Source organism: Bifidobacterium scardovii JCM 12489 = DSM 13734 (genome assembly GCF_001042635.1).
GTDB lineage: Bacteria > Actinomycetota > Actinomycetes > Actinomycetales > Bifidobacteriaceae > Bifidobacterium > Bifidobacterium scardovii.
Genome location: NZ_AP012331.1, coordinates 757555 through 780302 on the forward strand (window position 1 = coordinate 757555; position 22748 = coordinate 780302).

Sequence of the window (22748 nt, forward strand, 5' to 3'; positions counted from 1 at the left end):
CTGTGGCAATGCTCCCCTCAGGCCGCTGCGCGGCCGGCTCCCCTCATGGAGGGGAGCCGAAAATAATACGCGAATTAATGACGTAGGGCGCTATGCGGTGTGCGTGCCCCACTGCATGACGATGATGCCGATGATCATGATGGCCATGCCGAGGAACATCCTCCAGTTCAGCGGATCGTGGAACAGGAACCGCGCGGCGACCGCCGTCAGGATGATGCCGACGCATGACCACACGCCGTACGCCAGCGCGGTCGGCATGCCGCGCTCCAGCACCACCGACAGCAGATAGAAGCACACCACGTAGCCGATCACGACCGGGATCGCCCAGACCGGCTTGGAGAAGCCGGCCGACGCCCGCAGGGACAGCGTGGCGATGACCTCGCAGATGATCGTCGCAAACAGCAGCATCCATGTCACCGCCATCGAACCGCGCCCTCCTTGAGTCATATCGCCACCCCTATGGTCGTAGCTGTGGGTCGTAGGTACCGGGTCGTAGGTACCGGATCAATGGTAGCGGTGCAGCGGGCCGTGCCGGAGCCGTGTCGCGCCGGCCGGGGTGAACAGTGCGGGTCGGTCCGGCGAAGACGGGGTGAATCGCGCCGGCCTCGCGAACGCCGGCTCGTTGCTTCGCGTTTCAGTATGTTGACAGTTTCGGGGGCCGCGCCGCACGCTGATGTATCCTCCCTGAGTTGGATGCGCATCGGGTGCTGAGGAGGCTGACGAATGATGGTTGCCGGACTGTCGGTGACGACGCTGCTGCTGATTCTGGTGGCCGGCGTCGGCGCGGGATTCGTTGGATACGCGGTCGGCGCGTCGTCGTTGGTGTCGTACCCCGCGCTGCTGGCGCTCGGCATACCGCCGGTGATGGCGAACGCGTCGAATGGGGCGCCGCCGTTCAGCCGGCCGTCACCCAGCCCATGGGCAGCGATCCGTGGTGGGTGTGGCTCGGCGTGTGCTTCGTGGCCGTGTACAGCGGGTATTTCGGCGCCGGCGCAGGCACCTGCGGCCTGGCCGTGCTGGATGCCGGCAAGGTCGGCCCGTTCCACCAGATCAACGCGTTGAAGACGCTGATCGGCACCGGCGCGAACATCAGCGCGTCGGTGATCTTCATCATCCGCGGCGTGGTCGATTGGCCGGCCGCGATCATGCTGTGCATCGGCTGCTTCATCGGCGGCTATATCGCGCCTCCGATCACCCGGCGCATCCCGGCGAACGTCATGCGCGCCGCCGCCGTGATCGCCGGCGTGATCCTCACGCTCGACCTGGCGATGAAGACCTATTGGTGATCCGGTCCGCCGGCGCGCGGCCGGCGGGGACGGCGCTCGAGCATGCGGCCGGACAGGCGGATCTGCGAGCCGAGGATCGCCAGGAAGATCAGCGCGAAGCCGACGCCGGACGCGCCGCTGACGCGCTCGCCGTAGAACGCCACCGAGAACAGCAGTCCGAAGACGGTTTCCAGGCACATGATGAGCGAGGCCTGTGACGGCGGCGTGACCTTCAGCCCGAAATTCTGCATGATCTGCGCCATCATGGTCGCGCCGAAGAACAGATAGACCAGGCAGGCCAGGATCGAGGGGCGCAGCCATGCCGCGGTCGGGGCCGGTTCGGTGAGGGCCGCGCCGATCAGGCAGCAGACGCCGGCCACCATGAACTGCGCGAAGGTCAGCGCCACCGGATGGATGGTCTGGCCGAATTTGCCCAACCACACCAGATTGAAGGAGAAGACGAGCGCGCAGGTCAGCGTCAGCAGATCGCCGGTCCCGATGGAGAATCCGCCGAGCCCCGAGCTGAGCGACACGAATCCGACGCCGATCAGGCACAGCACGGCGGACAGCAGATTGCGCGGCGTCGGGCGCTGCTTGAGCAGGATCCACGACGTGAACGGCACGATCACGCAGTAGGCCGCGGTCAGGAAGGCGCTGCGGCCCGGCTCGATCATGGTCAGGCCGACCGTCTGGCTGACCATGGTGCCCCAGTAGGTCAGGCCGACGAGCAGCCCCGGCAGGATGATGGAACGGTTGAGATACGGCATGATCTGCTTGCGGAACAGGATGAGCATGATCGCCGAGGCCGCGAGCAGCCGGAAGCACATCAGCCACTGCGGGGTGACGACGCTCATGGCGACCTTGGCGATCGGATAGCTGCCGCCCCAGAGCATCGCGCATCCCAGCAGCATCATCTTGCCGAGGGCGGGGGAGAGCGTGATCTTGCGCGTCATCGCGGCATGCTCCTTCCATATCGTCGCGCCTGCATCGGGCGCGTCTGCGCCATTGCGCCCGCACGGCACGCGTTCAAGCCGAGAACAGCATAGTGCCCCGAACCCCGTTTTGTCATATCGGGCTGGCGCGTGCGGCGGTCCATCCGTCAGACGGCATGACCGTGCAAGCGCCGTTCCGCCGGGATTTTCGCTGAGCGGCCGGGGAATGCTTGCGGGATAAGTTATGGTAGAGGAAAATCGATGTGCCCGGCCGTGGCGGCGGGACCTACGAATAAGGGAGTGATTGCTATGCCGGTGGCAAGAAGGATCAACCAGGATGATCTGCGCAATCACAATCTGTCGGTGGTGCTCTCGTCGATGGCACGCTCCAAGCGGCCCATGAGCCGCGCGGCGCTCGCCAAGGAGACCGGCCTGACCAAGGCGACGCTGTCGCTGCTGAGCGACATCCTGCTGCGCAACGAGGTCATACGCCAGCTCAAGCCCACGTCGGATTCCTCGTTCGGCAGGCCCAGCACGCCGCTGGCGTTCGACTCGGGGCGGTGGGCCGGCGTCGGCATGCAGATCAACACCGACGGCTTCGGGTACACCGTGCTCGATCTGAACGGCACCATCGTGGACACGGCATGGCGGGAACGCACGATGGACGATGTCGACCCCGACGACGTCTTCGCCCAGCTGGACGAGCTGATGAGGCCGGTTGAGCGCAACCTGCAGCGTTACGGCTATACGATCACGGGCGCCGAGCTGGCCCTTCCCGGGCTGGTGACCAATCACAACACGCTGCTGGTGGCGCGCAATCTCGGCTGGCGCGACATCGACCTGAACCGGTACGAGGTGTTCCGCAGGCTGGGCGCCGACGCCAACAACGAGGCCACGCTGGCGGCCATCGCGCAGATCCCCGGCTACGCCTCGCAGCGGCCGGAACGGGATTGGCCGATCGACACCCTGGATTCGTTCGTCTATGTGTCCACCGACGTGGGCATCGGCGGCGCCTACGTGCGCGAGGGGCAGATCGTCAAGGGGGACCACGGCTTCGCCGGCGAGATCGGCCATATCAGCGTCAATATGCGCGGGCCGCAGTGCCGTTGCGGGCGCCATGGATGCCTGGAGCTGTACGCCGGGCGGCGCGCGATGATGGTCGCGTCGGGCATCGCCGGCGAACGGGACGCCGCGCGCACCGACCTGCTGCCGAGGCTGCACGCGGCCTGGCGGGGAGGGGAGACCAAGGCCGTGTTCGCCGTGGAGAACGCGGTGGCGGCGCTGGCGAGCGCGCTGGCCTCCACGCTGAACGTCATCGACACCGAGAACATCGTGCTCGGCGGCCTGTGGAGCGAGTTCGGCGAGGACCTGCGCGGGAATCTCGAGCAGCGCGTCCAGTCGCAGATACTGGCCCGGGACTCGGTGAAGGTGCGGCTGATGTTCCCGCCGGTCACCGATCATCCCGCGATGTACGGCGCCGCCGTGATGGGTCTGGACCGGCTGTTCCGCGATCCGCTGTCGTTCATGACCGTCGAATAGGGTTGGTTCCGTCCGGGGCGCCGCGAACGCCCGAATCGGGACGATGCGCACGTTCCCCCTTCATGGAGAGGGCGGGCATGCACGGCATTTATGAGTTAGATCATAGAACGGCATTTATGAGTTAGATCATAGAACTATGTGTCGGTTGCGGGATTTGAAAACAGCGGTGCCAATGCGTTGAAGCGCATGCTGCGCAAGAGATGGTTTCCTTGGAATTCCAGGCGACACGCTCATATATCCTTTAAAGTTAAGTGATTTGACAAACAAAGTTAAACGGTCGTATATTATATGTGTAAGCCAAATCCGCTTCCGGAACGCGCGGCAGCGCGGGACATGCGGAAGCGGGACAGACAACGAAGTTACATGAGGAGATTCTTATGGGTCTGTGGGATATCGACAAGATCGAGTACGTCGGCCGCGCGAAGGGGCCTCAGGAGAGCCTGGCGTTCCACTATTACGATGCCGACCGCGTCGTCGCCGGCAAGAAGATGAAGGATTGGCTGCGCTTCGGCGTCGCTTGGTGGCACACCTTCAACCAGGAGCTCGTCGATCCGTTCGGCACCGGCACCGCGCAGCGCCCGTACTACAAGTACACCGATCCGATGGATCAGGCCCTGGCCAAGGTCGACTACGCCTTCGAGCTGTTCCAGAAGCTCGGCGTCGAGTACTTCTGCTTCCATGACCGCGACATCGCCCCCGAGGGTGACACCCTGCGCGAGACCAACGCGAACCTCGACAAGGTCGTCGACAAGATCGACGAGAACATGAAGGTCACCGGCGTCAAGCTGCTGTGGAACACCTCCTCCCTGTTCACCAACCCGCGCTTCGTCTCCGGCGCCGCGACCTCGCCGTTCGCCGACGTCTACGCCTACGCCGGCGGCCAGCTCAAGAAGAGCCTGGAGATCGGCAAGCGCCTTGGCGCCGAGAACTACGTGTTCTGGGGCGGCCGCGAGGGCTATGAGAACCTGTGGAACACGCAGATGAAGCGCGAGCAGGACCATATCGCCAAGTTCTTCCACATGTGCGCGGATTACGCCAAGGAAATCGGCATGGACGCCCAGTTCCTGATCGAGCCGAAGCCGAAGGAGCCGACGCTGCATCAGTACGACTTCGACGCCGCGACCGCCATCGAATTCCTCAAGACCTACGACCTGACCGACGTCTTCAAGCTGAACCTCGAGGGCAACCACGCCAACCTGGCCGGCCACACCTACCAGCACGAGATCCGCGTGGCCCGCGAGGCCGGGTTCCTGGGCTCCCTCGACGCCAACCAGGGCGACAAGCTCATCGGCTGGGACATGGACGAGTTCCCGACCGACCTGTACGAGACCGTCGCCGTCATGTGGGAGGTGCTCGCCGCGGGTTCGATCGGCCCCCACGGCGGCCTGAACTTCGACGCCAAGCCGCGCCGCACCTCCTTCACGCCGGAGGATCTGTTCCGCTCGCACATCGCGGGCATGGACGCCTACGCGGCCGGTCTGCTCGTCGCGGCCAAAATGCACGAGGACAACTACATCGAGGATCTTCAGGCCGAGCGCTACAGCTCCTTCGACTCCGGCATCGGCGCGACCGTCGAGAACGGCACCGCCACGCTGGCGACCCTCGAGGCGTACGCGATCGACAAGCCGCAGTCAGAGCTGATCGCCGCCACCAAGTCCGATCACCTCGAGTCCGTCAAGGCCACGATCAACAACTACATCATCGACGTCCTGGCCGAGTAAGCGACCGTCCGTCTCCTTCCCGACGAACCCGCCCATGGCCCGCACCATGGGCGGGTTCGTCGTTTCGGGCGGCGCCCCGCCGGCGCGTCCGGCTAGTCCCGCAACATCGCGCAATATTCCACGAAATCTCAGCTTGATACCATGGGCATTGTCATTCGGATGCCGTCGTGAGAAAGGATCGGTGCCATCATGGCCATCGCAGCATGCCTCGCTTTCATCCTGTCCGGTTTCGGCATCGTCATGCGTGCACGCCTGCGCCGCGACGGCCGGCTCTGATTTCCCGCATGCGCCGTGCACGGGGCATGCGCGCTGCTGCCGCCTTGCGTCGTTTGCATGCAATATAGTTAAATCGATCAATGAATGTGATCGTCCACATGCGAAGGAGCAATGCGATGACGCAATACCATGTTTCGGCGAGCGCGGTCGGTGCCGGCGCCGGCACCGAATCCGATCCCTTCCGCACCATCGGGCAGGCGGCGGCGATAGCCCGCGCCGGCGACGAGGTGATCGTGCACGCGGGCACGTACCGCGAGTCGGTCGACCCCCGTTACGGCGGCGAAAGCGCGACGGACCGCATCGTCTATCGGGCGGCGGAGGGGGAACCCCGCCCCGTCGTCAAGGGATCGGAGCGGATCGGGTCGTGGAAGCCGCAGGGCGGCGGCGTGTGGAGCGTGACGCTTCCCGACGCGTTCTTCGGCGGCTACAACCCGTACCGGCAAACCGTGTTCGGCGACTGGACCGTGTACCCCGACCCGAAGGTCGAGGTGCGCCATCTTGGCGACGTGTACCTCAACGGCAAGTCGTTCTATGAGGTCTCCTCGCTGGGCAAGGTGCGCGACCCCGAGCGGTGGGGCACCGGGCGCGACGCGGCCACCGGCACCGTGGTGCCGCTCATCGACCCGGACGCTACGGTGAATGTCTGGTACTGCGAGGCCGATGCCGAACGCACGACCATCTGGGCGAATTTCCACGATGCCGACCCGAACGCGGAACTCGTCGAGATCAACGTGCGCGAGACGTGCTTCTATCCGAGCCGGCCGTTCGTCAACTACATCACGGTCCGCGGCTTCGAGATGGCGCAGGCGGCCTGCCCGTACACGCCGCCGACCGCCGATCAGGTCGGCCTGATCGGCCCGCATTGGTCGCGCGGATGGGTGATCGAGGACAACGTCATCCACGACGCCAAATGCTCGGCGATCAGTCTCGGCAAGGAGATCTCCACCGGCGACAACGACTCGACGCGCACGCACCGCAAATCCGGCTACCAGTACCAGAAGGAGGCCGTGTACAAGGCCCTGCGCGTCGGCTGGAAGCGGGGCGTCGTCGGCGGCCACACCGTGCGCGGCAACGTGATCCGCGATTGCGGCCAGAACGGCGTGGTCGGCCACATGGGCTGCGCGTTCAGCACCGTGGAGCGCAATCACATCTACCGCATCGGCACCAAGCGCGAGTTCTTCGGCTGGGAGGTCGCCGCCATCAAGATGCACGCCGCGGTCGACACGGTGGTGCGCGCCAACCGCGTGCATGACTCGGTGCTCGGCATGTGGCTCGACTGGCAGGCGCAGGGCACCTTCGTGGACGCCAACGTGTTCTACCGCAACACGCGCGATGTGATGACCGAGGTCACGCACGGACCGATCACCTTCGCGAACAACGTCTTCGCCTCGGCGTTCAGCTTCGACGACTTCGCGCAGGGCGCGGCCTTCGTCAACAACCTGTTCGCCGGGCGCGTGCGCCACACCCAGGTGCTCGATCGTTCCACGCCGTATCACTTCCCCCACGCCACCGACGTGGCCGGCGAGGCGTTCGTCTACGGCGGCGACGACCGGTATTTCAACAACGTCTTCATGGCGGTCGGCGCCGAGCGCCCGTCGCTCGCGGGCGAGGCCGACGACGCGCCGGCCGCGAGGGAGCGGTACCTGGCCGACTGCGGCACCGCCCGCTTCTCCGACAATCCGCGTTCCCTGGCCGACTACGAACGCGCGGTCGACGAGGCCGGGCTCGGCGACGAGGAGCTGTACCGTGAGATGCCCCAGCCCGTGTATCTGGCCGATAACACCTACCTCGGCGGCGCCGTCCCGGCGACGGGGGAGCCCGGTGCCACGGTGAGCGGCGAGCCCGGTACGCTGAACCTGCGGGAGGCCGACGACGGGCTGTGGCTCTCCCTCGCCCTGCCCGAGGCGGCATCCGGGGCCACGGGGCCGGTGGTCTCCACCGAGGACCTTGGGCAGCCGCGCATCGTGGAGGAGTACTTCGAGCACGCCGACGGATCGCCCATCGTCGTGGACCGCGACATCACCGGTGCGCCGCGTGCGCCGCGGTCCGCCCGAGGCCCCCTCGCGGCGCTCGGCGGCGGCGAACGGCTCGTCTGGCGCGCCCCGGATGCGCCCTGCGATCGGGAGGGGCGGTGAACGCGATGGCGCCCTACTCGATGGTGGTCTTCGGGGACGGCTGGCGTGCGCGCTTCTTCTGCCGCATGGCGGCCGCGATCCCCGATGCCCTGGAGGTGCGGGCGGTGATCGGCCATCACCGAGACCGCCTGGAATCGATCGAACGGGAGTACGGCGTGCGTGCGTCGACGGATGCGGCGCTGCTGCGCCGGTGCGATCCTGATTTCGTGGCGCTCGCGGTGTCGTGGCCGGCGATGCCGGGGATGATCGAGACGATGGCCGGCGAGGGGTGCCATGTGCTGTGCGAGACCCCGCCGGCTCCCGATCTTGAAGGGCTGCGCGGGCTGTGGTCGCGTGTGGCCGACCGGGCCGAACTGGTGCAGGTCGGGGAGCAGTACCATCGCATGCCCGGCCATGCGGCGCGGCTGGCGGTGATCCGGTCGGGGGCGATCGGCACGCCGAACTCGGCCGAGATCGCGTCGACGCACATGTACCACGCGGTCGCGCTGATCCGGGCGTATCTGGGCGTCGGCGCCATCCGGGCCACGGTGAACGCGCGCGAGTTCACCGCCCCGATGATGAACCCCCGCCAGGTCGAAGGCTGGGACGACCCGGCCCGGCTGAGCGACCTGAAGACGACCATCGCCACCATCGATTTCGGCGAGGGGCGGTATGGGCTGTACAACTTCGTGGACAACCAGTGGTGGAACCCGCTGCTGAGCCGGCGCGCGGCCGTCCGCGGCACCCTCGGGGAGATCGTCGACGACCGGGTGATGCGGTGGAAGGACGGCGCGCCGATCCCGTCGCGTATCGAATACCGACGGCTGGGCGTCGACATGAACCTGGAGGGCAACGGGATCGCGACCGCCAGCTTCGACGGGAACATCGTGTACCGCAACGCGTACATGGAGTCGCGCCTGTCCGAGGACGACCTCGCCGTCGCCGATCATCTGGTGGCCATGGGCCGGTACGCGCGCGGCGAGGGGCCAGCGGTCTATCCGCTCGCCGAGGGCATCCACGATCATGCGATCGCCCTGGCCATGGACGAGTCGGCTCGCCTCGGCCGCGACGTGGCCGTCGAAGGCGAGGCCTGGATGGCATGACCCGCCTCATTATGCACGAGACGGGCCGCCGGCATCCCATGTGATTCGTTGAGTAATTCTGGCTCCCCTCTCTGAGGGGAGCTGGCCGCGAAGCGGTCTGAGGGGAGCATTGCCGAGAACGTCTGAATCAAGCCGATTCGTGTGCTCTCCCCTCAGTCGGCTACGCCGACAGCTCGTCCGCGATCAAGGATGGCCTTACGGCCGCAGTCTTATCTGCTCACTGTCGTTCGCCTTCGCCTACAAACGCCTCCGGCGTTTGCTTCACGGCTCAGCCTCATAGAGGGGAGCCAGAATTACTCAACGAATTAACGACGCGGGCCACTGGGTCGTGCTGTCTGATGGCAAGGGCCCCGCTCCGGAAGGAACAGCGCCCTTGCCGTGTGATGCGGGGCGTGCCGGTCAGCCGCGATACCGGGCGTACTGCGCGTAGACCTCCGGCGTGGGGTCGCCGGTCAGCGTCCCCTCGATGGTCAGCGGCCATGCCGGCGGCTCGCCCTCGCCGCCGAGCACCCATGCGGCCTGGCGCGCGGCGCCGATCGCCACGTATTCGTCGGTGGCCGGCAGCTGCACGTCCATGCCGAGGATTCCCGGCGCGTAGGCGCGCACGGCCGCGGATTTTGCGCCGCCGCCGATCAGCAGGATGCGCTTGACGTCCACGCCGAGCCCCCTGACCAGTTCGAGGCAATCGCGCTGGGAGCACAGCAGCCCCTCGACGAAGGCCCGGGCGATGTTCGCGCGCGTGGTGTTCGCCAGCGTCATGCCGTGGAGCGTGGCGGTGGCGTCCGGGCGGTTCGGGGTGCGCTCGCCGTCGAAGTAGGGGGTCAGGGTGACGCCCTCGGCTCCCGGAACCGACTGCGAGGCCAGATCGGCCAGCTCGTCGTAGTCCACGCCGAGCGCCGCGCGGCCGGCGTCGGCGATGCGCGAGCCGTTGATCGTGCAGGCCAGCGGCAGCCAGTGGCCGGTGCAGTCGGCGAAGCCGGAGATCGCCCCGGTCATGTCGTAGGTCGGGTTCTGGGCGATCGCGGCCGCGACGCCGGACGTGCCCAGCGAGATCGAGACGTCGCCGACCTCCAGCCCGAGCCCCAGCGACGCCATCGCATTGTCGCCGCCGCCGGGGGCGATGATGCAGCCGCCGGGCACGTCCTTGCCGGCGATCGACGGATCGGCCTTGACCGGAGCCGCGTCGCGCGGGCCGAGCACGGTCGGGAGGACCAGCGCGTTGGCATGGTCGAAGGCCTGTGCCGGGACGTCGATGTTGCCGGCCGCATCGATGGACCCCTCGGCGCCGTAGGCCGGCGCCAGGGCGAGCGCGATCAGGTCTCGGCGGTAGACGTTCGCGGCGGAATCGTAATAGCTGGTGCCCGAGGCGTCGGAGCGGTCGGTGAACAGGGTGTCGAGCCGGGCGCTGCCGTCGCCGACCGGGCCGAATCCGGCGATGCGCCAGCTGAGCCAGTCGTGCGGCAGGCAGACGGCCGCCGCGCGCCGCGCGTTGTCGGGTTCCGCTTGAGCGGTCCAGGCGAGCTTGGTGAGCGTATAGGAGGCGACGGGGGAGGACCCGGTGGCGCGCACCCAGCGCTGCTTGCCGCGCAGTTCGGCGGCGGCCGGGTCGTCCCCGTCCGCGATGCCGTCGGCGATCTCGTCCGCGCGGGCCGGTGCGGCGCCAAGCTGCGCGATCAGCGACGCGGCCTGTGGGGCGGAGCGGGTATCGTTCCACAGCAGCGCGTCGCGCACCACGCGCCCCTGCCGGTCGAGCAGCACCATGCCGTGCTGCTGGCCGCCGACCGCCAGCGCGGCGACGTCGTCGAGGCCGCCGGCCTGGGCAGCGGCCTCCTGAAAGGCGCTCCACCACGCGTTCGGATCGACGCTGGTGCCGTCCGGGTGCCGGGCCTGACCGAAACGGACCAGCTCCCCGGTGGCGGCGTCGGTCACGCGCACCTTGCAGGACTGGGTCGAGGTATCGACGCCGGCTACGAGAATTCGGGCCATGGTGCCTCCTTGCAAACGGCCTCGGGCGAAGGGCCCGAGGAACATAGTTAGATGAATGAACTATAACTTCAGTGTAACACCTGCCCTGTCGTTTTCCGCGGTCATGTCACGGTCATGTCGTTTCCGCCCTGCGGCCGTGCCGCGCGCGGGACGGAAACGGCGGCGATTGCGCCCGGGCCGGGCCGATGCTAACGTGACGTGCGGCGTTCCCGCCCGAGCCGCACAGGTCAAGGAGCGCTCATGGCGGGTCGCGGCGCCGCTTGCGCCGGCTGCCATGCCCATGCCGTGTGCGGCGGTAGCAGGCAGGAGCATGCCATGTCCGATGCGGCCAAGCATCCGATCGATCAGTCAGTCAATCCATCAACGTCCGATTCGCCGTCCAGCCCGGCGGCCGGCGGCCAAGCCGGTTCCCGGTTGCGCTGGAAGCCGCAGGACATCGCCGTCGGGGCGGCGCTGGGCGCGGCGTGCGGCGTGCTGTTCTGGGGCCTCAACTTCGGGTATGCGCCGCTCTCCGCGTTGCTCGGCGCGATCCTGCCGGGCCTGATGAGCATGTTCCACGCCATGTGGTATTTCTCCGGCACGCTCGCGCTGCTGATCCTGCGCAAGCCGGGCGCGGCCGTCTACGTCAACCTGGTCGGCTCGCTCATCGAGTCGACCATCGGCAGCCAATTCTCCATCGCGCTCATCCTCATCTCCACCCTGCTGCAGGGGCTCGCCGCCGAAATACCCTTCGCGGTGACGCGGTACCGCGTGTTCAACCTGCCGACGGCCATCGTCTCGGGCGCGCTGACGGCGCTGGTCTACGGCTGCTATCTCATGCTGTTCTACTATCAGGGCGTGTCGTTCCTCAGCCCGCGCGGCATCGTGCACATGATCGCCGAGCTCGTCGGCGGCGTCGTCTTCAGCGGCGTCATGAGCTGGTGGCTCTATATCGCGCTCGCCAAGACCGGCGTGCTGGAACGGCTCGCGTCCGGGCGCGCGCTGTCGCAGCGCCAGCGCGAGGCGTGACGGCGCGGGTACGGCGCCCGACACCCCGGCGCCGGTGCGCCGGCCTGGCCGGTCAGGCGGTTTGCTACACTGGTCAGGTTGGTTTCCCGCAAGCTGGGCGTCCAGCGTGGGGCTGTAGCTCAGTCGGTTAGAGCATCGGACTCATAATCCGCCGGTCCAGGGTTCAAGCCCCTGCGGCCCCACTTTCCGCATGCGCGCCGGGCGCGGCGCATGCCGTCCTCACCCCGGCGTACAATCCCATAGGTTCCGGTTCACGCCCGCCATAGGGGCTGGCGACCCGGGTCCCCCGAATTCCATAGGAGACATACCATGAAGCAGGGTATCCACCCCGATTATCATGCCGTGCAGGTCACCTGCTCGTGCGGCAACACCTTCGTCACCCGTTCCACCGCCAAGGAAGACCACATGACGGTCGACGTGTGCTCGAAGTGCCACCCCTTCTACACCGGCAAGCAGAAGATTCTCGACACCGGCGGCCGCGTGGCTCGCTTCGAGAAGCGCTACGGCAAGAAGGCCAAGTAGCTTCCACGACGCCAGTCCATGCGATGCGGCGCGCTTCGGCGCACCGTGTCGCGGACTGGCGTTTTTGTATATGCGGCACTCCGGCCTGCGCGGCCGGCCGCGCCCAGCAACAGGCGCCGCCCCTTCCGGGCGGGCGCCACCGGACACAAGGATCGGACATAAGGATCGACATGGCAGAAGAACAGTTCCCCGCGGCCGAAACCGCGCTCAAGGAGTATCGCGATCTCGAAATGCAGATGGCCGATCCCGACGTGGTGTCCAATCCGGACAAGATCCGCAAGCTCGGACGGCGCCATGCCGAACTCGGCGCCATCGTCTCCGCATACACCGCATACCTGCGGGTCCGCGACGATCTGGAGGCCGCGCGCGAGATGGCCGGCGAGGACGCCGACTTCGCCGAGGAGGCCAAGCGCCTCGAAAACGAGCTGCCCCAGGCCGAGGACAAGCTGCGCAACGCGCTGATCCCGCGCGACCCCGACGACGCCCGCGACACGATCATGGAGATCAAGGCCGGCACCGGCGGCGAGGAGGCCGCGCTGTTCGCCGGCGACCTGCTGCGCATGTACACGCGCTACGCCGAGAAGCGCGGCTGGACGGTCGCCGTGCAGTCCGAGAACACAACCGAGCTGGGCGGCGTCAAGGACGTGCAGATCGCGATCCGCGCCAAGGGCACCCCTGCGCCCGAGGACGGCGTATGGGCCAGCCTGAAATACGAGGGCGGCGTGCACCGCGTGCAGCGCATCCCCGTCACCGAATCGCAGGGGCGCATCCAGACCTCGGCGGCCGGCGTGATCGTGTTCCCTGAAGCTGATGAGGACGACGACGAGATCGAGATCGATCCGAAGGACCTGAAGATCGACATCTTCATGAGCTCCGGCCCCGGCGGCCAGTCCGTGAACACCACGTATTCCGCGGTGCGCATGACCCACATCCCCACCGGCATCGTCGTGAGCATGCAGGACGAGAAGTCGCAGATCCAGAACCGCGCGGCCGCGCTGCGCGTGCTCAAGTCCCGTCTGCTGGCCATGAAGCACGAGCAGGAGGCCGCCGAGGCCGCCGACATGCGCCACTCGCAGGTGCGTTCGCTCGACCGCTCCGAGCGCATCCGCACGTACAACTTCCCGGAGAACCGCATCGTCGACCATCGCACGAACTACAAGGCGTACAACCTGGACGCGGTGCTCAACGGTGATCTGCAGGCCGTGATCGACTCCGACATCCAGGCCGACGAGGCCGAACGCCTCGCCAACCAGAAGTGATTTTGTCGGGCGACTTCCCTCAGTCAGCTCCGCTGACAGCTCCCCTCAGAGAGGGGAGCCAGAGCTATTCCAATGGCTCCCCTCTCTGAGGGGAGCTGGCTCGCGAAGCGAGACTGAGGGGAGCCTAATGCCCGACCAACGGAGACCGCCAGTGCTTATTACCGACATCATCAGCCAAGCCTCTTCGCAATTGCGCGAGGCGGGCATCGACACGCCCGAACATGACGCCAAGCTGCTGCTGGCCGAGGCCACCGGCGCCGAATTGCGCGACGTCGACAGGGCGATGATGATGGGGGAGTGCGTCGGCACCTCCGAACAGCTCGCCGATTTCCGGGCCATGCTCGATCGGCGTGCCAAGCGCGAGCCCCTGCAGTACATCGTCGGGCACGCGCCCTTCCGCTATCTCGACCTCAAGGTCGGCCCCGGCGTGTTCATCCCGCGGCCGGAGACCGAAACCGTGGTGCAGGCCGGCATGGACTGGCTGACCGCGAACGGGCTGGACCACCCGCGCGTGGTCGACCTGTGCGCAGGCTCCGGCGCGATCGGCCTGTCCGTGGCCACCGAACTGCCCGGCAGCAGGGTATGGGCCGTGGAATTGTCCCGGGACACCGCGCAATGGACCCGGCGCAATCTGATGGAGGCCTCGCGCAGCCACCCCTCCATCGCGTCCAACTACCAGCTGGAGATCGCCGACGCCACGGCGCTGACCACGCTGGCCCATCTCGACGGCGCGATCGACATCGTCATCTCCAATCCGCCGTATGTGCCGCTCACGCAGGTCCCCCAACAGCCCGAAGTGCGCGACCACGATCCGGAACTGGCCCTGTACGGCGGGTCCGCGGACGGCACGCTGATCCCCGAGCGCATCATCACGCGCGCCCGCCGGCTGCTCAGGCCCGGCGGCGTCCTGATCATGGAACACGACGTCTCGCAGGGCGACCGGCTGGTGTCCTTCGCCGCACACGCCGGATTCACCGGGGCATACACCGGCAAGGACTGGACCGGCAGGGATCGCTACCTGTTCGCCGTGGCCTCGGCGGACGCGCGCGGGGCGGTCTAGCCTCGCATTCCTCCGGCATCGCGTCTCACGATGAGGACATGGGCCTTGCGCTTTTCGCGGGGGTGCCCGTATAACAGTCACCTGAAGACATCATGAGGGGTTTATGTGAGCTGGCCACAAGCCGTCGCTCACGGATGTGTTTCATATGGGTATATCCGCCGCAACCTGGGCGGATGAAGCATGAAGCAATCATGAATCGATACGGACGACAGCGGGATACACCGCCATATCGTCGATGTTTTTTCGGAAGAATCCAGAAGAAGGAATTCAGGAATGAGTGTGAAGCTCTCCAATAAGTTCGTTGCCGCGGGCGCCGCGGCTGCCATGGCCATGTCGCTTGCCGGCTGCTCCGGCGGCAGCATGGACGATTCGTCCGACTCCGGCTCCAGCGCCGCATCGGGCGACACCATCACCATCGGTTCGGTCACCACCAACTCCGGCACCGCCGCGGCATACGGCGAGGCCGAGGTCAAGGGCTTCGAGCTGGCCGTGTCCGAGATCAACGACAAGGGCGGCATCAACGGCAAGAAGGTCAAGCTCGAGTCCATGGACGACAAGGGCGACGCCACCGAGGCCTCCAACGCGTTCAACAAGCTCGCCGGCGACAACAACGTGCTCGCCGTGGCCGGCCCGACCATCTCCGCCACCACCGCCGCCGTCGCGCCGCTGGCCGACCAGTCCAAGCTGGTCGCCATCGCCCCGGCCGCCACCTCCGACTCCATCGAGACCGGCAACTACCTGTTCCGCACCTGCTTCAAGGATTCGTACCAGGGCGAGGTGGCCGCCCGCTTCGCCGCCGAGAACCTGAAGGTCAAGAAGGTCGCCGTGCTGTACGGCACCGGCGACCCGTACTCCTCCGGCGTGGGCGAGGCCTTCGCCAAGGCCGCCGAGAAGCTCGGCCTCGACGTGGTGGCCAAGGAGAGCTCCTCCTCGGCCGACGACACCGAGTACTCGGCCCAGCTGCAGAAGATCCAGGCCTCGGGCGCCGAGTTCCTCTACGCCCCGTACTACTACTCGGTCGCCGGGCCGTACATCATCCCGCAGGCCCGCTCCGTCGGCTTCACCGGCTACGTGATGGGCCCCGACGGCTACGACGGCCTCAAGCTCGTGGGCGACAAGGCGCAGTACGACAAGACCTTCTACACCACCCACTACTCGGCCGACGACACCTCCAACTCCAAGGTGCAGGACTTCATCAAGTCCTACAAGTCCAAGAACAACAGCGACCCGAACACCTTCGCCGCCCTGGGCTACGACACCATCTACATGCTCAAGCAGGCCATCGAGAAGGCCGGCAAGAACGCCACCCGCGAGGACGTGCGCAACGCCGTGTCCGGCATGAGCTTCGACGGCGTGACCGGCAAGTTCACGCTCGACAAGTCCGGCTCGCCGACCAAGTCCGTGATCGTGCTGGAGCTCAAGGACGGCAAGCCCGTCTACAACACCACCGTCCAGCCCGAGTGAATCACCGCCGCATGATTCCAGTCCCCGCGCTCTAGCATGGGATGCGATGCAGGAGAGTGGCCGGTTTGCCCGGCCCTCTCCCTTTCGCGTTTTCATGGCGCGTTTCCGGACATTCGATAACCGTATTCAACATATTGAGATTCAGAATATTGAGATTCAGAAAGGGGGAACGATGACCGATCAACTCATCATGTTCGTCAGCCAGCTGTTCAACGGCCTGAAGATCGGCAGCGTGTACGCGCTGGTGGCTCTGGGCTACACCATGGTCTACGGCATCATCCGACTGATCAACTTCGCCCACGGCGATTTCATCATGGTCGGCGCCTATGTGCTGATGCTCACCATTCCCGTCGTCGTCAGCCTCGGCATGCCCGCCTGGCTGGCCATCATCCCCGCCATCCTCGTGTGCGTGGCCGTCGGCGTCATCGTCGAGAAGGCCGCCTACAAGCCGGTGCGCGAAAAGGGTAACTCGATGACCGCCCTGATCACCGCCATAGCCATGTCCCTGCTGCTGGAGAACGGCGCCCAGGCCGTGTTCGGCGCCGACTTCCAGACCGTGCCGACGATCTTCCACCTGCCCTCGATCACCTTCGGCAAGCTCAAGCTCGCCGGCGACACGCTGCTGACCATCGTCATCGGCATCGTCATCATGGTCGGGCTGCAGCTGTTCGTCAAGTTCACGCGGCAGGGCAAGGCCATGCGCGCCGTCTCCGAGGACAAGGAGGCCGCCGTGCTGATGGGCATCAACGTCAACTCCACCATCGCGCTGACCTTCGCCATCGGTTCCGGCCTGGCCGCGGTGGCCTCGCTGATGTACTGCGCCGCCTATCCGCAGGTCTCCCCGATGATGGGCGCCATGCTGGGCCTCAAGGCCTTCGTCGCCGCGGTGCTCGGCGGCATTGGGTCCATCCCCGGCGCCATGGTCGGCGGTCTGGCCATCGGCCTGATCGAGAGCCTGACCAAGGCGTACATCGGCACCATCACCGGTGGCATCATCACCTCGGCGTTCTCCGACGCCATCGTGTTCGCCATCCTCATCATCGTGCTGCTTGTCAAGCCCTCCGGCATCATGGGCAAGAACGAGGGAGAGAAGGTCTGACGATGAAGAAGACAATGCTTTCCACCGCACAGTCCTATCTGGTGTGCCTCGTCGGCGTCCTCGCCATCTTCGGCGCGGTCATGGCCGTGTGCGAGACGGGACTGGCCGATTCCTACATCAAGGGCATCATGATGACCGCGTGCATCGCCATCATCATGACCACCTCCCTGAACCTCACCATCGGCGTGCTCGGCCAGCTGACGCTGGGCTGCTGCGGCTTCGAGGCCATCGGCGCCTACGTGGCCGCGCTGGCCAGCAAGTACATGGTCGCCAGCGGCATGGCGCTCGACCCGACCACGCGCTTCCTGGTCACCACGCTGCTCGGCGGGGTCGTCGCCTGCGTGTTCGGCATCCTCATCGGCATCCCGGCGCTGCGCCTGCACGGCGATTATCTGGCGATCATCACCCTCGGTTTCGGCGAGATCATCCGCGTGATCATCCAGAACCTCAAGGTCGCCGGCGGCATGGGCCTCGACAAGGGCGCGGCCGGGCAGGCGCTGATCGGCATCGACCGCACCGCCAACCTGTACGTCGTGTTCTGGATCATGGTCGTCACCGTGGTGGTGCTGTTCATGTTCGGCCGCTCGCGCTACGGGCGAGCCGTCAAGGCCATCCGCGACGACGAGATCGCCGCAGGGGCGTCGGGCCTGAACACCACCTACCTCAAGGTGCTGGTCTTCGCGATTTCCGCGTTCTTCGCAGGCATCGCCGGCGGCATCTTCGCCCAGTACATCGGTTCGCTGAACCCGACGATGGCCGGCTGGCTCAATTCCATCAACTACGTGATCATGGTGGTGTTCGGCGGCATGGGCTCGATCACCGGCTCGATCGTGTCGGCCGTCGGCCTGACCATCCTGCCCGAGCTGCTGCGCGCCTTCGCGGACTACCGCATGCTGGCCTACTCGGTGGTGCTCGTGCTGGTCATGATCTTCCGCCCGCAGGGCATCTTCGGCTCGTGGGAGTTCTCGCTGCCGCGCGTGGTCAACCGTCTGCTGTTCCGCAACAAGGCCACCAAGGCCGGCAAGCCGGGGGCGCCGGGCACGCTCGGGGTCCCCGGCTTGCCGGCCGGGGCACAGGCCAAGCCGCAAGCCACGTCATCGAAGGAGGCCTGATATGAGCGACAACGCGCAGCCCATCCTGCAGGCCGAGCATCTCGGCATCACGTTCGGCGGCCTCAAGGCCGTGTCCGACTTCACCATGACCATCAACAAGGGCGAGCTCGTGGGCCTGATCGGCCCCAACGGCGCCGGCAAGACCACGGTGTTCAACCTGCTCACCGGCGTGTACCGGCCGACCGAAGGCGAATTCCGCCTGGACGGCGAGCGGATGAACGGCAAGAAGACCTATCAGGTCGTGCGCGCCGGCATCGCCCGCACCTTCCAGAACATCCGCCTGTTCAAGCAGCTCACGGTCGAGGAGAACGTGCTGGTCGCCTTCGACCGGTCCTTCTCCTACCGCATGGGCGGCGCCATCCTCCGCCTGCCCGCGTTCTGGCGGCAGGAGCGCGAGATGCACGCCAAGGCCATGGATCTGCTGCGCATCTTCGACCTCGACGGCCTGGCCTCCACGCAGGCGGCGAACCTGCCGTACGGCCAGCAGCGCAAGCTGGAGATCGCGCGAGCCCTGGCGACCGGCATGAAACTGCTGCTGCTCGACGAGCCGGCGGCCGGCATGAACCCGACCGAGACCGAGGACCTGCTGCGCTGCATCAACGTGATCCGCGACCGCTTCGGCATCGCCATCCTGCTCATCGAACACGACATGAGCCTGGTGATGAGCGTGTGCCAGCGCATCCAGGTGCTCGACTACGGCCGCACGATCGCGTCCGGCACGCCCGAGGAGATCGCCAGCAACCCGCAGGTCATCTCCGCCTATCTGGGCAGCAGCGACGACGATGACGCCGCGGGCGACTCCACCAGCCACGCGCAGGCGGAGCCGAGCATCGCCACGACGATTCAGGAAGGTGAACGCTGATGCTGGACATCAAGGATCTGAGCGTCGCATACGGCGCCATCGAGGCGGTCAAGGGCATCAGCCTGCATGTGGACGACGGCGAGATCGTCTCGCTGATCGGCGCCAACGGCGCCGGCAAGACGACCACGCTGCACACCATCACCGGTCTGGTGCAGGCCAAGTCCGGCTCCATCACCTACGACGGCCACGACCTGCTCAGGACGCATCCCAACAAGATCGTCACGCTGGGCATGGCCCACGTGCCCGAAGGGCGCCACGTGTTCACCCGCATGACCGTGCAGGAGAACCTGGAGATGGGTGCGTTCAGCCTCAAGGACCAGTCCGGGCTCGGCAAGGACCTCGACATGGTGTTCGACTATTTCCCGCGCCTGAAGGAGCGCCGCCGCCAGCTGGCCGGCACGCTTTCCGGCGGCGAGCAGCAGATGGTGGCCATGGGCCGCGCGCTGATGAGCCATCCGAAGACCGTGCTGATGGACGAGCCGTCGATGGGCCTGTCGCCGCTGCTGGTCAAGGAGATCTTCGACATCATCGTCACGCTGCGCGACAAGGGCATCACCGTGCTGCTGGTCGAGCAGAACGCGAAGATGGCGCTGTCCATCGCGGACCGCGCCTACGTGCTGGAGACCGGGCGGATCACCATGGAGGGCAAGGCCTCCGACCTGCTGCACGACGAGAAGGTGCGCAAGGCGTACCTCGGCGCCTGATCCGCTCCTACCGCGCGTACTCCTGGTATACGGAGGCGTCCGCGTCGGTGATGGCGCGGATCGCGCGCGCCGGGTTGCCGACCGCCACCGAGCCGGCCGGGATGTCGCGGGTGACGACCGCGCCGGCGCCGATCACGCATCCGTCGCCGATGGTCACGCCGCCGAGCACCGTCACGTTGCCGCCGAACCAGCAGTTCGAGCCGATGACGATCGGCCGGCCGTACTCGTAGTCGTACGACGACCCGTCGTCGGCGATGCGCGTGTTGCGGTCCTGCCAGCGCAGCGGGTGCATCGGCGGCAGCAGCGACACGTTCGGGCCGAACAGCACGTCGTCGCCGATGGTCACCGGCGCGCAGTCGAGTACGGTGAAGTTGAAATTCGCGAACACGCGGCTGCCGATCGTCGTATGGCAGCCGTAGTCGAAGAACACCGGTCCGAGCACGTCGAGCCCCTCGCCGTGGTGGGGCAGCAGCTCGTCGAGCACGGCCGCGCGCTCGGCGTGGGCGCCCCTGGGCAGCGCGTTGAACCGCGAGCACAGGTCGGCGGAGCGCTCGCGCAGCGCGCTGAGCTCGGGATCGGCGGGATTGTACAGTTTGCCGTCAAGCATCTCCTCGCGTTCGGAGCGGCGCGGCAGGCGCAGTTCGACGGGCGGGGTCGTGGCGTTGTGAATGGTCATACGTCATATATTCGCGCCTGTCAGTGCCGGGACACGCCGTGCGCCGCCGCCGATCGCCCGGAATAAGGCGGCGCCGGGCCGGCATCGGCATGGCGGCAGGCGCTCGGGAGCCCTCCCGGTTCCAAGTCGCGGCACAATGGTGCAATAGTTGGTTGTGGTGAACGACAATGGGAGGTGCCATGAGTTCAGTACGCACGGTGGATGACGAATCCCTCGCCAAGGCGAGGACCATCATCGGCAATGGCGGTCTGGTCGTCATTCCGACCGACACGGTGTACGGTGTGGCCTGCGACCCGCGCAACGCCAAGGCGATCGCGCGCATCTACGAGGCCAAGCACCGCCCCCGCTTCAAGGCACTGCAGGTGCTGCTCGCCTCCGTCGACCAGCTCGACGAGCTCGGTCTCGACCTGCCGGCGCCGCTGAACCGTCTCGCCGCGCAGTTCCTGCCCGGCGCGTTCTCCCCGATCGCCGTGGCCCGCGAAGACTGCGACCTGGCCACGGTCAACCGCGCGCGGCAGGGCTTCGCCACGCAGGGCATCCGCATCCCCAATTCCGCGGTCACGCTGCGCATCCTCAGGCAGATCGGCCCGCTGGCGGCATCCAGCGCGAACCGTTCGGGCGAGGAGAGCGCGCAGACCGTCGAGGAGGCGCAGGCCTCGCTCGGCGACGCCGTCGACCTGTATCTGAACGGCGGCCCGACCCAAGGCCATGTCGCCAGCACCGTGGTGGCCGCCAACCCGCTGTCCCGTGATGGCATCGACATCCTGCGCGAGGGCGTGATCCCCCAGTCGGTGATCCGCCGTGCCATTCACCTGAACGGCGGGGGACTCGGCGCATGAGGGTCTATCTGTTCATCGCTGCGGTCGCCGGCGGCATCACCTGGCTGATCACGCCGCTGATCCGCCATATCGCGATCCGCATCGGCGCGGTCGGCAAGGTGCGTGCGCGCGACGTGCACACGATCCCGACGCCGCGCATGGGCGGGCTCGGCATGCTCGCCGGATTCATCGGTGCGATGCTGGTGGCCAGCCGCGTGCCGTTCATCTCCGTGCTGTTCCGATCCAGCCATCAGGCGTGGGTGGTGATGGCCGGCGCGGTGCTGATCTGCCTGCTCGGCATGGCCGACGACCTGTGGGACCTCGACTGGATGCTCAAGATGGCCGGGCAGCTGCTCATCGCCGTGTTCGTGGCGTGGGGCGGCCTGCAGATCATCTCGCTGCCGCTGGGGTCGCTGGTCACCGCATCGCCGAGCATCTCGATCACGATCACCGCGTTCCTGATCGTGGCCTCGATCAACGCCGTCAACTTCGTCGACGGGCTGGATGGCCTCGCCTCGGGCATCGTGGCGATCGGCGGCATCGCCTTCGCCATCTACTCGTACATCATCGCGCGCAGCTCGCCGTCCTACGCATCGATGGCGACGCTGATCGACGTGGCGATGGTCGGCATCTGCGTCGGGTTCATCCTGCACAACTGGCACCCGGCGAAGCTGTTCATGGGCGACTCGGGCTCCATGCTGCTCGGCTACCTCATCACCTGCGCGTCGATCATCATGACCGGCCGGCTCGACCCGGCCTCGATCCACGCCAGCGTGTACCTGCCGGTGTTCATGCCGATCCTGCTGCCGATCCTCGTGCTGTTCCTGCCGGTGCTCGACATGTGCATGGCGATCGTGCGGCGCCTGGCCAAGGGGCAGTCGCCGATGCACCCGGACCGCATGCACCTGCACCACCGCATGCTCAAGATCGGGCACAGCGTGCAGGGCGCGGTGCTCACGCTGTGGGGCTGGGCCGCCCTGATCTCGTTCGGCTCGATCATGATCCTGTTCTTCCGCGCGCGCTATGTGGCGATCGGCATGGCCGTCGCGACGGTCGTGCTCGCCGTGGTCACGATGTATCCGTACCTGCGCCACCGCCTGCCCGAATTGCGCGCGGAAAACGCCGCGTTGGACAGGGCCAAGCACTCCACGGGGGAGAAGTCGGGGAAGCGGTAGATCGGGCGGTAGACACGGGTCCCGACAGCGAGCCGCCAGTTCGTCACCCCGCG

19 protein-coding genes, 1 tRNA gene and 1 pseudogene are annotated in these 22748 nt (G+C 66.7%); 17 read left to right on the forward strand and 4 right to left on the reverse strand.

Annotation, left to right across the window (positions count from 1 at the left end):
* Window positions 1–90: 90 nt before the first annotated feature.
* Window positions 91–423: a DMT family transporter gene (locus tag BBSC_RS03135; RefSeq protein WP_033518941.1), complete on the reverse strand. Its 333-nt coding sequence runs from the start codon at window positions 421–423 to the stop codon at window positions 91–93.
* A gap of 303 nt (window positions 424–726) precedes the next feature.
* On the opposite strand from BBSC_RS03135, the pseudogene BBSC_RS03140 reads away from it, so the two are divergent.
* Window positions 727–1286 (forward strand): annotated as a pseudogene (locus BBSC_RS03140) (TSUP family transporter).
* On the opposite strand, the gene BBSC_RS03145 reads toward BBSC_RS03140, so the two are convergent.
* Window positions 1277–2218, reverse strand: a complete 942-nt coding sequence (locus tag BBSC_RS03145) for a DMT family transporter (RefSeq protein WP_033518940.1) — start codon at window positions 2216–2218, stop codon at window positions 1277–1279. The pseudogene BBSC_RS03140 and the gene BBSC_RS03145 sit on opposite strands and share 10 nt — an antisense overlap.
* Before the next feature lie 288 nt (window positions 2219–2506).
* Here BBSC_RS03145 and BBSC_RS03150 point away from each other — a divergent pair, with 288 nt between their 5' ends.
* From BBSC_RS03150 to BBSC_RS03165, 4 genes are all read left to right on the forward strand, one after another.
* Window positions 2507–3736: an ROK family protein gene (locus BBSC_RS03150; RefSeq protein WP_033518939.1), complete on the forward strand. Its 1230-nt coding sequence runs from the start codon at window positions 2507–2509 to the stop codon at window positions 3734–3736.
* Between the two features lie 377 nt (window positions 3737–4113).
* On the forward strand, window positions 4114–5457 hold the full coding sequence (xylA, locus tag BBSC_RS03155; RefSeq protein ID WP_033518938.1) for a xylose isomerase: 1344 nt from the start codon (window positions 4114–4116) through the stop codon (window positions 5455–5457).
* Between the two features lie 392 nt (window positions 5458–5849).
* Window positions 5850–7868, forward strand: a complete 2019-nt coding sequence (locus tag BBSC_RS03160) for a right-handed parallel beta-helix repeat-containing protein (RefSeq protein WP_046726071.1) — start codon at window positions 5850–5852, stop codon at window positions 7866–7868.
* A 5-nt stretch (window positions 7869–7873) separates the two neighbouring features.
* Window positions 7874–8950: a Gfo/Idh/MocA family protein gene (locus BBSC_RS03165; RefSeq protein WP_033518952.1), complete on the forward strand. Its 1077-nt coding sequence runs from the start codon at window positions 7874–7876 to the stop codon at window positions 8948–8950.
* Between the two features lie 399 nt (window positions 8951–9349).
* On the opposite strand, the gene BBSC_RS03170 is transcribed toward BBSC_RS03165, so the two are convergent.
* Window positions 9350–10936, reverse strand: a complete 1587-nt coding sequence (locus tag BBSC_RS03170; RefSeq protein ID WP_033518937.1) for a xylulokinase — start codon at window positions 10934–10936, stop codon at window positions 9350–9352.
* 240 nt (window positions 10937–11176) lie between these two features.
* Between BBSC_RS03170 and BBSC_RS03175 the strand changes: the two genes are divergently transcribed.
* The 10 genes from BBSC_RS03175 (at window position 11177) to BBSC_RS03220 (ending at window position 20026) form a co-directional block, all read left to right on the forward strand.
* Window positions 11177–11944 carry an ECF transporter S component gene (locus tag BBSC_RS03175; protein WP_231649018.1) on the forward strand — a complete coding sequence of 256 codons (768 nt, stop codon included), beginning with the start codon at window positions 11177–11179 and terminating at the stop codon, window positions 11942–11944.
* Between the two features lie 108 nt (window positions 11945–12052).
* Window positions 12053–12126 (forward strand) — tRNA-Ile (locus tag BBSC_RS03180).
* Between the two features lie 127 nt (window positions 12127–12253).
* Window positions 12254–12466, forward strand: a complete 213-nt coding sequence (gene rpmE, locus BBSC_RS03185) for a 50S ribosomal protein L31 (protein ID WP_033518936.1) — start codon at window positions 12254–12256, stop codon at window positions 12464–12466.
* Window positions 12467–12636: 170 nt separating this feature from the next.
* Window positions 12637–13725 (forward strand): peptide chain release factor 1, encoded by a 1089-nt coding sequence (gene prfA, locus BBSC_RS03190; protein ID WP_033518935.1) that lies wholly within the window; start codon window positions 12637–12639, stop codon window positions 13723–13725.
* A 127-nt stretch (window positions 13726–13852) separates the two neighbouring features.
* Entirely contained in the window at window positions 13853–14785 is a 933-nt protein-coding gene (prmC, locus tag BBSC_RS03195) for a peptide chain release factor N(5)-glutamine methyltransferase (protein ID WP_033518934.1), read from the forward strand.
* Window positions 14786–15058: 273 nt separating this feature from the next.
* Window positions 15059–16249 (forward strand): ABC transporter substrate-binding protein, encoded by a 1191-nt coding sequence (locus BBSC_RS03200; protein ID WP_033518933.1) that lies wholly within the window; start codon window positions 15059–15061, stop codon window positions 16247–16249.
* 172 nt (window positions 16250–16421) lie between these two features.
* Window positions 16422–17348 carry a branched-chain amino acid ABC transporter permease gene (locus BBSC_RS03205; protein WP_033518932.1) on the forward strand — a complete coding sequence of 309 codons (927 nt, stop codon included), beginning with the start codon at window positions 16422–16424 and terminating at the stop codon, window positions 17346–17348.
* 2 nt (window positions 17349–17350) lie between these two features.
* Window positions 17351–18460: a branched-chain amino acid ABC transporter permease gene (locus BBSC_RS03210; protein ID WP_081893058.1), complete on the forward strand. Its 1110-nt coding sequence runs from the start codon at window positions 17351–17353 to the stop codon at window positions 18458–18460.
* Window position 18461: 1 nt separating this feature from the next.
* Entirely contained in the window at window positions 18462–19322 is an 861-nt protein-coding gene (locus tag BBSC_RS03215; RefSeq protein ID WP_033518931.1) for an ABC transporter ATP-binding protein, read from the forward strand.
* Entirely contained in the window at window positions 19322–20026 is a 705-nt protein-coding gene (locus BBSC_RS03220; RefSeq protein ID WP_033518930.1) for an ABC transporter ATP-binding protein, read from the forward strand. Before BBSC_RS03215 ends, BBSC_RS03220 begins: the two co-directional genes overlap by 1 nt.
* Before the next feature lie 7 nt (window positions 20027–20033).
* Here BBSC_RS03220 and BBSC_RS03225 read toward each other — a convergent pair whose 3' ends face one another.
* On the reverse strand, window positions 20034–20702 hold the full coding sequence (locus tag BBSC_RS03225; protein ID WP_033518929.1) for a sugar O-acetyltransferase: 669 nt from the start codon (window positions 20700–20702) through the stop codon (window positions 20034–20036).
* A 179-nt stretch (window positions 20703–20881) separates the two neighbouring features.
* On the opposite strand from BBSC_RS03225, the gene BBSC_RS03230 reads away from it, so the two are divergent.
* Both BBSC_RS03230 and BBSC_RS03235 read left to right on the forward strand, forming a co-directional pair.
* A complete protein-coding gene (locus BBSC_RS03230; protein WP_033518928.1) occupies window positions 20882–21541 on the forward strand; it encodes an L-threonylcarbamoyladenylate synthase in 660 nt (219 codons plus the stop codon).
* A complete protein-coding gene (locus BBSC_RS03235) occupies window positions 21538–22695 on the forward strand; it encodes an MraY family glycosyltransferase (protein WP_033518927.1) in 1158 nt (385 codons plus the stop codon). Before BBSC_RS03230 ends, BBSC_RS03235 begins: the two co-directional genes overlap by 4 nt.
* The last annotated feature ends 53 nt before the right edge of the window (window positions 22696–22748 follow it).